The 14,963-nt window shown below is 50.4% G+C and carries 12 protein-coding genes; 3 read left to right on the forward strand and 9 right to left on the reverse strand.

From position 1 onward, the window contains the following. Positions 1 to 10: 10 nt before the first annotated feature. From MJZ26_07965 to MJZ26_07975, 3 genes are all read right to left on the reverse strand, one after another. The gene (locus MJZ26_07965; protein ID MCQ2105711.1) at positions 11 to 1,141 is read right to left on the reverse strand and encodes a hypothetical protein; all 1,131 of its coding nucleotides are present in this window, start codon (positions 1,139 to 1,141) and stop codon (positions 11 to 13) included. A gap of 90 nt (positions 1,142 to 1,231) precedes the next feature. Beyond that, on the reverse strand, positions 1,232 to 1,666 hold the full coding sequence (locus tag MJZ26_07970) for an acyl-CoA thioesterase (protein MCQ2105712.1): 435 nt from the start codon (positions 1,664 to 1,666) through the stop codon (positions 1,232 to 1,234). Between the two features lie 3 nt (positions 1,667 to 1,669). Continuing rightward, entirely contained in the window at positions 1,670 to 2,500 is an 831-nt protein-coding gene (locus MJZ26_07975) for a pyridoxamine kinase (protein ID MCQ2105713.1), read from the reverse strand. Between the two features lie 180 nt (positions 2,501 to 2,680). Between MJZ26_07975 and glgB the strand changes: the two genes are divergently transcribed. Further along, a complete protein-coding gene (gene glgB, locus MJZ26_07980) occupies positions 2,681 to 4,897 on the forward strand; it encodes a 1,4-alpha-glucan branching protein GlgB (protein ID MCQ2105714.1) in 2,217 nt (738 codons plus the stop codon). A 178-nt stretch (positions 4,898 to 5,075) separates the two neighbouring features. Here glgB and MJZ26_07985 read toward each other — a convergent pair whose 3' ends face one another. From MJZ26_07985 to MJZ26_08010, 6 genes are all read right to left on the reverse strand, one after another. Next, positions 5,076 to 8,258: a carbohydrate-binding protein gene (locus MJZ26_07985; protein ID MCQ2105715.1), complete on the reverse strand. Its 3,183-nt coding sequence runs from the start codon at positions 8,256 to 8,258 to the stop codon at positions 5,076 to 5,078. Positions 8,259 to 8,361: 103 nt separating this feature from the next. Next, complete coding sequence (locus MJZ26_07990) at positions 8,362 to 9,096, reverse strand: thioredoxin domain-containing protein (protein MCQ2105716.1); 735 nt, start codon at positions 9,094 to 9,096, stop codon at positions 8,362 to 8,364. Positions 9,097 to 9,240: 144 nt separating this feature from the next. Beyond that, a complete protein-coding gene (locus MJZ26_07995; protein MCQ2105717.1) occupies positions 9,241 to 10,806 on the reverse strand; it encodes a peptide chain release factor 3 in 1,566 nt (521 codons plus the stop codon). A 112-nt stretch (positions 10,807 to 10,918) separates the two neighbouring features. Beyond that, the gene (locus MJZ26_08000) at positions 10,919 to 12,028 is read right to left on the reverse strand and encodes a GGDEF domain-containing protein (GenBank protein ID MCQ2105718.1); all 1,110 of its coding nucleotides are present in this window, start codon (positions 12,026 to 12,028) and stop codon (positions 10,919 to 10,921) included. 123 nt (positions 12,029 to 12,151) lie between these two features. Continuing rightward, positions 12,152 to 12,613 carry a 23S rRNA (pseudouridine(1915)-N(3))-methyltransferase RlmH gene (locus MJZ26_08005; GenBank protein MCQ2105719.1) on the reverse strand — a complete coding sequence of 154 codons (462 nt, stop codon included), beginning with the start codon at positions 12,611 to 12,613 and terminating at the stop codon, positions 12,152 to 12,154. A 109-nt stretch (positions 12,614 to 12,722) separates the two neighbouring features. Next, entirely contained in the window at positions 12,723 to 13,451 is a 729-nt protein-coding gene (locus MJZ26_08010; GenBank protein ID MCQ2105720.1) for a metallophosphatase family protein, read from the reverse strand. Positions 13,452 to 13,594: 143 nt separating this feature from the next. On the opposite strand from MJZ26_08010, the gene MJZ26_08015 reads away from it, so the two are divergent. Together MJZ26_08015 and rpiA are read left to right on the forward strand one after the other, a co-directional pair. Beyond that, complete coding sequence (locus MJZ26_08015; GenBank protein MCQ2105721.1) at positions 13,595 to 14,221, forward strand: FKBP-type peptidyl-prolyl cis-trans isomerase; 627 nt, start codon at positions 13,595 to 13,597, stop codon at positions 14,219 to 14,221. Next, positions 14,221 to 14,910: a ribose-5-phosphate isomerase RpiA gene (rpiA, locus tag MJZ26_08020; GenBank protein MCQ2105722.1), complete on the forward strand. Its 690-nt coding sequence runs from the start codon at positions 14,221 to 14,223 to the stop codon at positions 14,908 to 14,910. Before MJZ26_08015 ends, rpiA begins: the two co-directional genes overlap by 1 nt. The last annotated feature ends 53 nt before the right edge of the window (positions 14,911 to 14,963 follow it).

Raw genomic sequence — 14,963 nt, forward strand, 5'->3', positions numbered from 1 at the left:
ATTCCCTCGTTCACTTTAGATTCTTACGCATCTTCTTGATGCGTTTTTTCCACTGCTCAAAACCTTCTTCATGAGAATAATCAAGAATCATGAATTTTCCGCAGTAATCAAATTCAAAACTCGGATGGGTCAAATCCATCTTAATAACGCCGGCATAAAGGTCCCCATGATCCGTATGCAACGGATCATTAAAGAACTCCACTCGAACATCGAATCCAGTCAGGGTTCGATCAAAGTCCTTTGCCTTGTCAATAGGCATATACAGCCAGCCGGCATAGGCAAACGGGACTTCCGGGTTCAATGTATCCAAGACGTTCAACTCAAAGGCTTCCTTTTCGGAATCATAGTTGCCAAGAACTACGGAAGCATCCTTTGCATAAGTCCAAAGATGAAGGGAACGAACCTCGTTAATGAACCCCTCCAACTTGGATATACCCAGCACAAGTCTCTCTCGATAAGCATCGCACCGTTTCAGCAGAGAAGAATAGAGACTGTCTCCTGTTTGCTGCCATACAGTTCGCCTTGCAACAAATTCCTGTTCTGTTTCAAGATCTTCCTTGGGATTCAAACGGGGATAGGAATCCAGAAACCGAGTTAACAGGACCTCGCGTTCCTTATCCGTATTCTCAATTCGTTCCTCAATAATTTGGATGCGACGTTCATACTCATCCACATGCTTGGAGGTTGGCTTCAGCAAGACATCCAAGTCTATTTCACCTTCCGCAGAGAAGGGACTTACGTTTCCATTTCCGGAGGCCATAGCATCTGCCAGCACCTGACTTTGAATTTCAACGATTTTCTTGTAGATGACTTCGCACTCGTTTTTGTACATCAAGTAACCAGCAATCTGGCCTTCCACCTTAGACTTGACGAATGCGTCGTAGTCCGCTTTTCTGGATTCATAATCAGCAAGTTTTTCAAACTCCCCCTTGGGTTCCAAAGGAGGCAAACTGGAAACAACGGTATTGGTAACTTTCTGGATTTGCGCATCCACGGCCGCGATACTATCGGCAACCATTTTTAGACGACTGGAATATTCATTGAAACTTTCACAATTTCGAACAGCCAGGTCAGCAAGAGTGGCGGATTGCACCGACACTGTCAACAAAACAACGCAAAACAAGGAATACAGTAACTTCATATTGTAAACCAATCGATACAATACGAATATAAAACAAAAAATCCCTTTTGTATAAGGGATAAAAAAAAATAATGCGGATTGAGCTTTAAATCAGGGGTTTTCCTGGTAAACAGCCCACATTTCTGCGGGAATGGCCATGGGACGGCCCCTGGTCATGTCCATAAAGACCCAGGTTGTCTCAGATTCGAAGATGACCTTGCCATCGGATGCTCGAACAAACTGGCTTTTACGAAGACTGGCCAACTTGCTCATGCCATCCACCCAGGTAGTCCCGATAATTTCATCATCAAGGAACGCCTGATTCTTGTATTCAATGTGCTGGGTACGGATCATCCAGCCTGCGCCAAGCTGACGCATCAGGGCCATGCCACCCTTTTCCTCGGAATGGGCTATGGCAATGTCCTGGATCCACTGTACAGACCATACGTTGTTGAAATGCTTGTTATCATCGATCATCTCGGGAGTAACCTTGAAGCTCTTCGTAAACTTCATGGCCTTGGGATTTTCTTCGAAAGCAATTGCCATTTGCTACCTCAGGGAATCAATCAACGTGGGAAGTGCGGTTTCAAACTTGACACCATACCAGTGGGATTCTTCGTCTCCATAGGTATTCTCGATACTCTTCAACGTAAAGTCTGCAGCAATCTTGACAGCTTCCATCTTGGACTTGCCTCGCATAATACAGCCTGTAAAAGCAGAGGCGTAAAGGTCTCCGGTACCATGGCACCACATGGACACCTTCTTGTGCTCATAATGTTCAAGCACCCCGTTTTCAAACACTGCAACACCGGTATAGCCATCTCTGAAGCCAATGCCGGTCATGACAATGCACTTGGCACCCAAATCACAAAGACGCTTGCAAAGTTCGGTAATCAAGGTTCTGTCGTAGACTTCCGTATATTCCATGCCAGTCAGGAAGCAGGCCTCGGAGATATTGGGCAGAAGCACATCGGCTTCGGCGCAGAGGCGCTTCATGGCTTCAACGAACTTCATGTCAAAACCGGCGTAAAGCTTGCCCGCATCGGCCAAAACCGGATCCACGATGCGTAAGGAGCCCGGGTTACCTGTCGTGGCCATGATTTCACGGACAATGTCCACCTGGCGAACGCTTCCAAGATAGCCTGTATAGAAAGCGTCGAACTTGATTCCCTCCCGAACCCAGTGGTCCCTGATCGGCAGCATGTCGTCGGTCAAGTCGCGGAAGGTGTAGCCGCGGAAACGGCCCGTATGAGTGCTAAGAACAGCGGACGGCATCACCGCGGTCTCAATACCGCAGGCGGATATCACCGGCAAAGCTACGGTAGAAGAACATTGCCCGAAGCAGGATATATCCTGAATGGTTAGAACACGCTTATACATGGTTACAAATGTAGTAATATCATCAAGCAAAATTCGCGAATAATCAGGCTTTCATCGTCAATGAGACTCGTCCCCTAATACTCCAATATGAAATGAAAAATCCATTTTATTTTAAGGTTTTTGGCAACAATCAAAAAATGTTTTACTTATATTTATATTGATTAAAATTGGAGTTTACACATGGAATGGAATGATTTTACCAGTTTGACGTCTGACGATATGCAGGCTATCTGGAACTTCACGACCAAGGACCCGTTCTCGATCCTCGGCATTCACCCCCTGAATACCGACAAGGGCGTAAAGACCGTTATCCGCACCTATCAGCCCCAGGCAAGCTTTATCCGTGGCGAATCCTGCGACGGCGAATTCGAATTTGACTTTATGAAGATTGGCGATACAGGCTTCTTTGAAGCAATCCTTGACAAGGAATACGAGCCCTTCTTCTACAATCTGATTATCCGTCAGAACGACGGTAACGAATATACGCTTACCGACCCATACGCATTCCTTCCGGTGCTGTCCGACTTTGACCGTCACTTGATCAGCGCAGGAACTCACTACGAACTTTACCGCAAGCTGGGCGCCAACCTGGTTGAACACCAGGGCTTCAAGGGCATCCACTTCGCCGTATGGGCTCCCAACGCACAGGCCGTATCCGTCATCGGTAACTTCAACAGCTGGGACGGCCGCCGCCACCAGATGCGCATGCTTGGCTCCAGCGGCATTTGGGAAATCTTCATCCCGAACCTGGGCGAAGGCGAACTTTACCGTTTCGAAATCCACGGCGCCGACGGCCACCTCCACGTGAAGGTGGACCCGCTGGCAAAGCTTTCCGAAGTGCGCCCGGCAACCGCCTCCATCACCACCCACCTGGATGGTTACGAATGGGGCGACGACCTGTACATGTGGACCCATACCGCTACCAAGGTCTTTGGCAGCCCCATGAACATCTACGAAGTCCACGCCGGCTCCTGGCGTCGCGACCCCGCAGATCCGGATCGTTTCTTGAACTGGGAAGAACTGGCAGAAACCCTCATTCCTTACCTGAAGGAAATGGGCTACACCCATGTGGAATTCCTGCCTCTGGCAGAACACCCGCTGGATGAATCCTGGGGTTACCAGGTTACCGGTTACTACTCCCCCACCAGCCGCTACGGCACTCCCGACCAGTTCCGTAAGTTCGTGGACCTTTGCCACCAGAACGAAATCGGCGTGATCATCGACTGGGTTCCCGCACACTTCCCCAAGGACGCCCACGCCCTTGGCCGCTTCGACGGCACCGCCTGCTATGAACACGCAGACCCCCGCCAGGGCGAACACCCCCACTGGGGCACCTACATCTTTAACCTGGGCCGCAACGAAGTCAAGAACTTCCTTATTGCAAACGCAATGTACTGGCTCAAGGAATTCCACTGCGACGGCCTCCGCGTAGACGCCGTTGCAAGTATGCTGTACCTTGACTACGGTAAGGGCCCCGGCGAATGGGTACCCAACAAGGATGGCGGCAACATCAACTACGACACTCTTGAATTCCTGAAGCACTTGAATTCTGTGATGGGCCGCCTGGCTCCCCACGCAATCCTCATTGCCGAGGAATCCACCAGCTTCCCCAGCATCACCCGTCCTCCTGAACAAGGCGGCCTGGGCTTCCACTACAAGTGGAACATGGGTTGGATGAACGACTTCCTCAGCTACATCCAGCACGAGCCCATCCATCGTAAGTATCACCACAACAGCCTCACCTTCAGCATGGTGTACGCCTACTCCGAAAACTTCATCCAGGTGTTCAGCCACGACGAAGTTGTTCACGGCAAGGGTTCCATGCTGGGCAAGATGCCTGGCGACAACTGGCAGAAGTTTGCAAACCTCCGTTTGACCTACGCCTTCCAGTACGCACATCCGGGCAAGAAGCTGAACTTCATGGGCAACGAATTCGGTCAGTTCCGTGAATGGTGCGAAAAGCGCTCCCTGGACTGGCACCTGGTCAGCTGGGATAGCCACGGCAAGATCCTCGCCATGATGAAGGACTTGAACCACATCTACAAGGACAACGCCCCCTTCTGGGAAATTGACCATTACCATACCGGTTTCGAATGGATCTGGTGCGATGACGCCGACAACTCCATCGTAAGCTTTGTCCGTAAGGATGACCACGGCAACGAAATCCTCTGCGTCTTCAACTTCACTCCGGTGGTCCGCAACGACTATCGTTTGGGCGCCCCCACCAAGGGCAAGTGGAAGGAAATCTTCAATACCGACGCAAGCGCTTACGGTGGCTCCAACGTTGGAAACTTCGGCGAAGTCTGGACACAGGACATTCCCTGGCAGAACCGCGCTCAGAGTCTGAACGTACAGGTCCCGCCCCTGGGAGCCGTATTCTTCAAGCTGGAACGATAAGTTCAAATAGGACAATCGAAGTTAAAAAGGCTTCGCAAAACGCGAGGTCTTTTTTCGCATTCTCATTATAGTTCTTCATTCTCTATAAAGACTGCATTTTAAACCCGCAGTCTTTTATATCAAAAAGAATCCCCCGCATCGCTGCGAGGGATTCTTTAAGCATTTTGCGTTTCGCTAATTACTTGTCGAGAACGATCAAGTTAACAGTGCGCTTGCCAACCTTGACCGGCTTGGACAGGTCAACGTCCTTAGCCTTCTTGGAAGGATCGTTAGCCCAGCCTTCCTTCAGCTTTTCGGAAGTCTTGTCCAAAGTCTGCATCTTGGCCTTGCCCTTGAAGCCAGGGATATCCAGCTTCAATTCGTAATCGCTGTAGGGGCTCTTGTTGATCACGAGGAGGCTCTTCTTCTTACCATTTTCAGTGTAGTAAGTAGTGAGGAGGGATTCCTTGTCACCAGTGATGGTGGTCTTCAGGAGCTTACCGCGGAGAGCGTCAGAAGCCATCTGGAATGCCCAGTAGCTGGGACGCGGGCAGTTCATGCATTCTTCTGCAGAACGGGTCAGGTAACCGTAGTCACCGCCTTCCGGAGTGATGTCGTTGTGGATATCCCAGTACTGAGCGTTGTCAACATTTTCAGTTGCAAGCATACCGAGGTAGTCAGCGACGAACAGGCCGTTTTCGAGAGCGATGGTCTGCGGACCCGGGTTGAAGTCAACAGAGTTCCATTCGGTGAGCCAGAGTTCGATCTTCTTGTCCTTACCCTTAGACCACTTGTCAACAGTCTTGTGCAGACGGCTGTAGATCGGGGTCAGGTCCTGCGGAGCAGAGAGCATTGCGAAGTCGTTTTCTTCACCGAAGTGCTGCGGATAGTGGTGAACGATAAGACCGTCAGCAATATCAGCAGTTTCCTTAAGAACGTTGTCGTTCCAAGCACCATCGAGAACGCCGAGCACAGCAACCTTAATGGTCGGGTCAACCTTCTTCATGGCTTCGATGAACTTACGAGCGCGCTTACCATAAATGGTACCGCCGTCCTTACCATACTTTTCGTAGTACGGATGCCAGTTACCGTAGACTTCGTTACCGATTTCCCAGTACATGATGCCGGCCTTCTTGTCAATGTTGGTGTGCTTGACCCAAGCGGCAGCTTCCTGTTCGGTACCGGAACCGAAGTTCACAGTGAACATAGCGTTAGAACCAGTCTTCTTCAACCATGCGAGGAATTCGTCGGTATCGACCATCCAGTCGTGGTTGTCGAGGATTTCCTTCCAGTGGTCGTCATCAGCACGGAGACCACCCGGGTAACGGATAATGCCGTGGTTGATGCGCTTTGCATATTCCCAAGTCTGGGTCTTGAACTTCTTGTTGTCCAGCATGTCGCCATCCCAAAGGGCAGCGTTGATGCCGAAGAGGCCGCCAGAGATTTCCGGGTTGATGACATCGGAAGAACCCTTAACGTCAACCTTAACAACGGCCGGACGATCAGCCTGCTTGACTTCCTTCTGGTTGGTCAACTTGATGTTGTCGATTTCGAAGGAACCATTGGAGCCTTCTCCACCCGGCTTGAAGTCGAGGGAAACGACACCCTTCAGGTCGAACACGCCGTTTTCCTTAGCGGTAGGCGGCTGGTAGTACGGGAACTTGCTGAAGGTACGGAACGGAACGATCACAGTGGTACGACCGCGAGGTACACCAGTGTTGGAAACGAAGAGTTCGTTACCAGCGTCGCCGATCTGAACGGTGATGGACTGCCATGCACGTTCAGAGTAGACGTCGAACATAATGCCCCAGTGGTTGGTCCAGTCACGACCCTTAGCGTCGTGGTTTGCACCATTCTTGGTGAAGTCGAGAACGAAGTCAACCCAGTCGGACATTTCGAAATGCTTGATGAAGAGGGAATTGCCATCGAGCTTTGCAGACTTGAACGGCATTTCGATTTCGGCCTTGGACTTAGGACCGAAGGAGGGTTCCCACTTATCCTTAGCAAACTTGCCTTCGAAGTCGGAGATGACCATGTCCGGAGCCTTGGACTTCCAGTTGTCCCACTTGATATCCGGGTCAACCCAGTCGATGGTTTCGGTGAAGGTAATCTGGTCGACGAAGATGGTCACAGGAGCCGGCTTACCCGGTTCACCCTGGTTTTCGCCCTTACCAACAGAGAAGCGGATTTCCTGGATCTTGTTCCACTGGATATCCTTAGCAACTTCGGCCTGCTTGTTAGCGTCCCAAGCCTTACCCTTGTCGCCGAACTTCTTCAGAGGAATCTTGACCAGCTTCCAATCGGTACCAACCTTGGAGCCTTCGATCCAGTCGTTCAGGCTAATCTTGGTCTGGCTCTTGATATCGTTGCCCTGGTTGTCCAGGATACCAACGTATACCTTTTCGCCACCGAGCTTACCCTTGATCCAGAAGTAGAGACCACCCTTGTTACGGACCTTGGACAAGTCGATGTACTTGCCTTCGCCCAGAGAGTAGGTCACACCGGACCAGTCGTTGTTATCGATGTAGAGAGCGAGAACGTTCGGGTTACCAGCAGTCTTGGAGTCTGCTTCACGCTGAGCGGAGAGACCACCGTAGCTGTAGCTGAAGCCCTTGAGGCCGTTGGAGTAGAAGGTGCCGTTTGCAACGGGCTTAACCTTGCCGTCCAGCTTTTCGGGGTTCTTCGGGCCGTCGATAACGTCGTTGTTTTCGTCCCAGTAAACAATCTTAGCCTTGGGCTTGGCCTTTTTGTTGCCCTTGACAACTTCGATATTGTCAACCCAGACTTCGAAATCGCCTGCACCGCTCTTGTCGATGGAGAAGCGGATTTCAGCAATCTTGTCCCAGTCGATACGAGCCGGGAATTCAGACTTACGGGTGTTGTCCCAGTAGAGACCACGGTCCGGGAAGTCTACGAGAGGAATGGAAACCTTCTTCCAATCGGTAGTGACAGCGCCACCTTCGATGTACTTGTTCATGGGAAGAACGACCTGGGTCTTCTTGCCGTCAGAAACTTCTTCATCGAGGAGACCGATCTTTACCTGTTCGCCACCCTTCTTACCCTTGATCATGAATTCAATGCGGGAATCCAGCATGAACTTGTTCAGGTCGAAGGTTTCGTTGTACAAGCAAACAGAAGCACCAGAATATTCACTGGGGTCGAGCTTAATGTTCAGGGCAGCCTTGGACTTATAACCACCATCCTTAGTAATGGTGATACCCTTGCTCTTGCCACCGTATGCGTAGTCAAATCCTCCGGGACGATACTGTTCGTCGAAGAACTTGTAAGGAACTACGCGAGGTGCTTTCGGCTGAGCCATTGTAGCTGTCACACCAAAGCTGAGAGCAGCGATGGTTGCAGCAGTCAATGTACGCTTCATCATATGTCGCATCCTTTTGTTTATGTGTAGTTTAGTTTGAATTTATGTTTTTTTAAACGCAAAAAAGCATACACGACCCAAAGTCGTGTATACAGGCGAAACCAGATTACTTAGCTTCCTTCAGGAGCTTTTCAACCAATTCTTCGCTGAAACGATCCTGACGCTTGCCGTTGATGTAGAAGTTCGGGGTTCCCTGAACGCCGACCTTGGCACCCAGATCAAAGTCCTTCTGGATACGAGCGTTCATTTCGTCGGTCATTTCGCGGTCCTTGTTGAACTGTTCAATGTTCAAGCCGACCTGCTTAGCCACTTCGACGTAGATGGAGTCACCCAGTTCGCGGGAGTGCGGTGCCAGAGCATAGCGGTATTCCCAGAACTTGCCCTGCTTCTGTGCGGCAATGGCAGCTGCGGCAGCCGGACGGGCATTGGGGTGGAAGGACAGCGGGAAGTGCTTGTAGACGAACTTGATTTCGTTGGGGTACTTCTTGTTGAGTTCCTGCATGACCGGAGCTACACGAGAGCAGTACGGGCACTGGAATTCGGTAAATTCTACGATGGTGAGCTTGGGATTTTCGGCACCAAAGACCGGGCTGTCATCAACAGGAATGTCCCAAACCTTGTTTGCCTCTTCCATTTCCTTCTTGGCATCTTCGATAGACATGCCAGCACGCTTTTCGAGAATGTAGCCCACGGCTTCCAGGTTGGATTCCATTTCGGCGACCTTCTTTTCGAGGGCTTCGAGCTTAGCCTGCTGGTTCATAGAACCACCAGCGGAAGCCTGGTTGCAAGCAACAAGGCCGGCTACGCAAATGGACATGGCGAGAATAGAGAGACGTTTCATAGTATTCCTTTTAGATGTTAAAAGTCTGGCAGACGGGGTCCGTCCGCAATATATGACTGAAATATATATAATAGCGAAAAGATGAAAGGTTAAAGTATAAAGAAAAGACCTTTAAACTTTATCCTTTAAACTTTATGCTAAACACTACCCCTGGGAAGTTTCAGCGAAAGTGAGGCTTTCGTAGTTCTTCATGGCCAAATTCAGGCGATATTCGTTGGGGAACAGGCAAACCAGGTTACGTTCCTTGTCGAACATGCAGTCCATGGCATACTCTTCGGCAAACTTGGCCACATCCTTTTCGGGGCCATTGACCCAACGGATACCGTGGGCGGGCACGCGGTCAAGGGACACATCGGCGCCATATTCGCTCTGGAGGCGGAACTTCAGCACATCGAACTGCAGCTCACCCACCACACCGATCACAGGAATGGCGGACTTCATGGGTTCGTACAGCTGGGTAGCACCTTCTTCGGAAAGTTCAGCCAGGCCCTTGGCCATCTGCTTACTCTTCAACGGGTTCAGCAAGGTCACGCGGGCGAAGTGTTCCGGGGCAAAGTCGGGAATGCCGGTATAGTTCATCTTTTCGCCATCGGTAAGGGTATCGCCAATGCGGAACAGGCCCGGGTCGTTAATGCCCACGATGTCGCCAGCCCAGGCATGGTCGATGACTTCCTTATCCTTGGCGAGGAATGCGGTGGGCGCAGCCAGACGGATTTCACGGCCGGTACGCACGTGGAAAACCTTTTCGCCACGGGTAAAGCTTCCGGAGCAGATACGCAGGAACGCAGTACGGTCGCGGTGCTTGGGGTCCATGTTGGCCTGGATCTTGAAGACGAAAGCACTGAAAGGTTCTTCACCGGGGTCCACGGGACGCTTGTCGGTATCACGGACCAGCGGCGGCGGGGCCAAGCTGGCAAAGGCGTTAAGCAGCTGACGAACACCGAAGTTGTTCACGGCGGAGCCAAAGAACACGGGGCACATCTCCCCCTTCAGGAACTTTTCGTGATCGAAGGGATCCATGGCGCCAGTGACCATTTCGTATTCTTCCTTGAACTGTTCAACCCAGTTCTCACCACATATTTCCACCAGGCGGGGATCATCGGGGCCGGTCATCTGGATGAGTTGCTGCTCCCCTTCTTCCTTGTTGAAGGTGTGGAAGGTGTTGTCGGCGATGGAGTACACACCCTTGAAGAGCTTACCTACGCCAATGGGCAGAGTGAAAGGCGCCACCTTGATCTTCAGGATGTTCTCGATTTCATCCAGCAGGTCCAGCACATGGCGGCCGTCCAAGTCCATCTTGTTGATGAAGGTAATGATAGGAGTGTGGCGCATGCGGCAGACGTTCATAAGGCGGATGGTCTGCTTTTCCACACCGTTCACACTATCGATAAGCACGAGGGCTGCATCCACGGCAGTAAGGGCGCGGTAGGTGTCTTCACAGAAGTCCTGATGCCCCGGGGTATCCACCAGGTTGAACATGCAACCTTCGAAGGGGAAGTTCAGCACAGAGCTGGAAACGGAAATACCGCGCTGCTGTTCAATCTTCATCCAGTCGGAAACAGTGTAGCTGCGGTTGGACTTGGCGCGGACATGGCCCGCTTCGCGAATGACGTTACCGTACCACAGGAACTTTTCGGTGATAGTAGTCTTACCGGCGTCAGGATGGCTGACGATAGCGAATGTACGGCGTTTAGAAATTTCTTCGTTCATATAATTGCCTGGAGTTGCACCGTCAAGGCGGCACATCGGTTCAAACTTTCCTCGGCAAATTTAGAAAAAAAGAAAAAAGGTGTTTTCTGCTAAGAAGAAAACACCTTTTATATTACACGTCCATGTAGATTTGGTAGCTGTTTCTACCTGAATTCTTGACATCGTATAGAGCCTTGTCTGCACGATCAAACACAGTCTGGTAGCTCATGTCCAAATCGTTGATGAAGGCGGCACCCACGGATATGTTGATCGCGTTCAACTTTTCATCGTTGCAGAACGATTCGTCCACTTTCGAAATAAGTTGGCTAATATGCAGGGTCAAATCCGCTACCGTTTGAACAGAAGGCAAAAGCACTGCAAATTCATCACCACCAAAACGACAAATCGTAGCCGACTCGCATTTTGCAAAAACTTTTCGCATAGTATCGGCAAGAATTTTAAGGGCACGGTCCCCTTCAAGATGACCGTAGGAATCATTGACAAACTTCATATGGTCCATATCCACAACAAGAAGCGCGCCAACATTATGCTGAACAACCACGTACTTGTCAAATGCCAGGTCAATATAGCGACGGTTCCAAAGACCGGTCAGCTGATCCGTATAGGCTTCACGCTCGGTCTTTGAAAGGCTGACCTCATTGAAGTACATGGTACGTAGATACTTGTTCATGACTCCGTTAATAACCCAGCCTCCAGCAAACATTACCAGGAACTCGATGGTTTCTCCACCCACGCGGCCAATGAACCAGGGAACAGCATCAATATCAACGCGCAGGTTTGCAGAATACTCCGCGATTTGCCAGTTACTCAGCAGAAGCATTATGTAGGTAAGGATACTTATGGAAACAAAGGTCTTGCGACTACAATAAAGCAAGCTTACCAGGGGAACAAAGAAGTAGGTAAGATAGACGCCAATATTCTCTACACACATGGTGTAGATCGTTACAAGAGTTCCTATCAAGCCGATATACTTGATAACAGGGCTTTCTGGCTTGAACTTAAAAAGAATCGTATGACCAACGGCGAAGGCGAGTGTTACCAGCAATGTTTGCAAGCATGCGCCAAAGGTCACTTCAGGGAAGGCACCCAATAAAACACCAATGGCAATGGCCGGACCAACCAAACAGCAAAGCCAAAGAATGCGGCAGAAAAGAGCGTTTTTCTCTCGTTCATTTTGAGCAAGAAAATATTCGTAATGATTTTCAAAAATTTCGTTACCCATACACAGGAATATAAATGAAAAAAAAGCGATTGAATCGTTTTTTCTAAAAAAAAATTTATGTAAGGAAGACCACCAACAAAGCGAGAGCTTGCGCCTACAAGAGGTTATTGAATGATTCTAGCGCTAGCGGTGATGATAAGGGTGGTTTTGCATCACCATCTGCACCCGATACAGCTGTTCCGCCGTAATGATGCGGGCATGATCGTGGGTAAAAGTCAATGGAGATAGACTGAGAAGCATGTCGGCAGACTTCTTCAAGTTCTCGTCAATGCCATAGGCAGATCCTATCAAGAACACCACGTTCCCAGGGAAACGGTCCCGCAAGGTATCGGAAAGCTTTACCGTATCCATCAGCTTGCCCTCTTCAGACAGAATCACACGCTTGAACTCGCCCTTAGGGAACTTCTTCTCGAAAAGGGCTGCCTCCTGGGCCAGAGACTGCACGCGGTCATCCAGCTTGGATTCCTTAAGTTCCACCACCTCCAGAGGGATGGCTCCCCCACGGAGACGCTTGACGTACTTATCCACCTCGTCGGCGATGTAGGCAGAACCAGCCTTACCAAAAACAGCTAAAACCCACTTCATGATCTTCGATAACTATGATTTATGAATTACGAATTACAAGATAAAGCAAGGCGGCAAAGCCGCGATTATAATCTCATAATTCATATTTCGTACTTTGTAATTGGTCGCGCTAGCGGCCGACGGCGAGGCGTTCAATAAGGAAGTCCGGCATGCCGGCCTTACGCATGCGTTCCTGTGTTTCAAAGACGTCGTAGTCAACACGAATCAGGCGGACGCACTTGGTCTCGGTATCCAGCAGGCACCAGCAAGAACGAGGATCTCGGTCGCGAGGCTGACCAACGCTACCGACATTCACCAAGAGACGTTCCGTATCCTCGATGGTGTACTCGTACTCATCCAGAATCTTTGGAATGGCCATGGGACGGCTCGCTACAATCACAGGGCTATGCGTGTGACCAACAAAGCAGTAGCGTCCGGTGAAATGGTCAAAGGCATCAAGGGCATCTTCCAGTTCAGTCACATAGACCCAGTCCGCCGGGCTCAAGGGAGAGGCATGGACAAAGCAGATGTCATTTTCTTCAAAAATGTACGGAAGGCTGCGCAGATATTCAACAGATTCCTTGGAAAGATGCTGTTGGGTCCACATGATGGCCTGTTTTGCATAGGGATTGAACCCCTCGCAGGACTCATGCTTGATAGCAACGCTATCATGGTTTCCAATGATACAAGCGTCCATATTCTCGCGGGCCAAGCGGACACATTCATCGGGATCAACACCATAGCCAACCAGGTCACCAAGACAAATCTTTCTTTCTACGCCATTGTCTTTCATAGACTGCAAAACAGCCTCGAAAGCCACCGCGTTGGAATGAATATCAGAGCAAATTCCGTAAAGCATGGGCCTAATTTATATAATTATGAGATATGAGTTACAAATTATTAGAGTTTGTTTAGTGTTTTATTTGTTTTTTTACTCTAATTTGACCGACAATTAAACTTTTCAACCCCAAAAACAGGGCTAAAAATCTATCTTTGTTCCGTATGGAAACAATTCAAGACAAGCTGAAGGTCAGCATTGCCTATACACTTATGGAAAAGGACGGCAGAATCCTCGAAGAGGTGCCTCCTACCCACCCCTTTGTGTACATCCACGGGTATAGCAACATTATTCCCGGTCTTGAAGATGCCTTGAACGGCAGGCACCTGGATGAAAAATTCTCTGTAGACATTCCAACGATCCTAGGTTACGGACCTTACCGAGAGGACCTGGTGCTGGAAGTTCCCAAGGAGGAGCTGAAGGACATCGGCGAAATCTGGCTGGGAATGGAACTGGAAATGTGCATGGACGAGGATGTCCGCGAGTTCCAGATGCCCGAAACCCCGGACGAATTCATCGACGGACTGAACCTGGACGATGACGACGAGTCCGATGGAATCTACACAATCAAGGAAATCAAAAAGGATACAGTCATCGTTGATGGAAACCACCCCTTCGCCGGCAAGGACTTGACCTTCGACGTGCAGGTGGTAGGCATAGACGCCCCCAGCTTTACGGAACTGGAATCCGGTTTCCCAGACAAGAACGAAGAAGATTTTGACGATTTTGAAGACGGCGAGAATTTCGACGACTTCGGACACAATCCCGACAACCACAGGAGATGGCGCTAATGGCAAACATGGACGAACTGAAGAAGGCAGCTGGCGTTAAGGCAGCAGACATGATCAAGGACGGCATGACCGTTGGTCTCGGTACAGGCAGTACCGCAGCCCACATGGTGAATCGTCTTGCCGAACGCATCAAGACCGAAGGCATCAAGGTCGTTGGCGTCTCTACCAGCTGGAGCACCACCTTGCAGTGCCGCGCCCTGGGCATTCCCCTGAAGGAAATGGGCGAAGTCTCCCACCTGGACATGGTCATCGATGGCGCCGACGAAATCGACGACAACCGCAACCTGATCAAGGGCCGCGGAGCCGCTCACCTGCTGGAAAAGATCGTCGCCTCCATGACCGACAACTACGTGATTATCGCAGACTCCGGCAAAAAGGTTGACGTTCTCGGCACCAAGTTCGCCGTTCCCCTGGAAATCATCCCGGGCGCCATCGCCGTTGTTACCGAGAAGGTAAAGCAGCTGGGCGGTGAACTGAAGGTCCGCATGGGCGCTCCCGGCAAGGACGGTCCGGTGATTAGCGATTCCGGCAACCTCATCGCCGATGCCAAGTTCGCCCCCATCGCCAATGCAGACAAGCTGGCTCGCGACCTGGAACACATCGTGGGTATCGTTGGCCACGGCCTGTTCATCGGCATGGCCACCAAGGTGATTCTCGCCGACGCTGAAAAGGGCCTGATTGAATTCTAGTAGAAAGTCTAAAGGTTAAAGTATAAAGATAGTCGCGGGTAAATTCCGCGACT

It is taken from the genome of Fibrobacter sp. (assembly GCA_024398965.1).
Taxonomy (GTDB): domain Bacteria; phylum Fibrobacterota; class Fibrobacteria; order Fibrobacterales; family Fibrobacteraceae; genus Fibrobacter.

Excerpts from the sequence above, each read along its gene's own strand:
- MJZ26_07965 (MCQ2105711.1), bottom strand. The coding sequence starts at position 1,141 with ATGAAGTTACTGTATTCCTTGTTTTGCGTTGTTTTGTTGACAGTGTCG.
- MJZ26_07970 (MCQ2105712.1), bottom strand. The coding sequence starts at position 1,666 with ATGGCAATTGCTTTCGAAGAAAATCCCAAGGCCATGAAGTTTACGAAG.
- MJZ26_07975 (MCQ2105713.1), bottom strand. The coding sequence starts at position 2,500 with ATGTATAAGCGTGTTCTAACCATTCAGGATATATCCTGCTTCGGGCAA.
- glgB (MCQ2105714.1), top strand. The coding sequence starts at position 2,681 with ATGGAATGGAATGATTTTACCAGTTTGACGTCTGACGATATGCAGGCT.
- MJZ26_07985 (MCQ2105715.1), bottom strand. The coding sequence starts at position 8,258 with ATGATGAAGCGTACATTGACTGCTGCAACCATCGCTGCTCTCAGCTTT.
- MJZ26_07990 (MCQ2105716.1), bottom strand. The coding sequence starts at position 9,096 with ATGAAACGTCTCTCTATTCTCGCCATGTCCATTTGCGTAGCCGGCCTT.
- MJZ26_07995 (MCQ2105717.1), bottom strand. The coding sequence starts at position 10,806 with ATGAACGAAGAAATTTCTAAACGCCGTACATTCGCTATCGTCAGCCAT.
- MJZ26_08000 (MCQ2105718.1), bottom strand. The coding sequence starts at position 12,028 with ATGGGTAACGAAATTTTTGAAAATCATTACGAATATTTTCTTGCTCAA.
- MJZ26_08005 (MCQ2105719.1), bottom strand. The coding sequence starts at position 12,613 with ATGAAGTGGGTTTTAGCTGTTTTTGGTAAGGCTGGTTCTGCCTACATC.
- MJZ26_08010 (MCQ2105720.1), bottom strand. The coding sequence starts at position 13,451 with ATGCTTTACGGAATTTGCTCTGATATTCATTCCAACGCGGTGGCTTTC.
- MJZ26_08015 (MCQ2105721.1), top strand. The coding sequence starts at position 13,595 with ATGGAAACAATTCAAGACAAGCTGAAGGTCAGCATTGCCTATACACTT.
- rpiA (MCQ2105722.1), top strand. The coding sequence starts at position 14,221 with ATGGCAAACATGGACGAACTGAAGAAGGCAGCTGGCGTTAAGGCAGCA.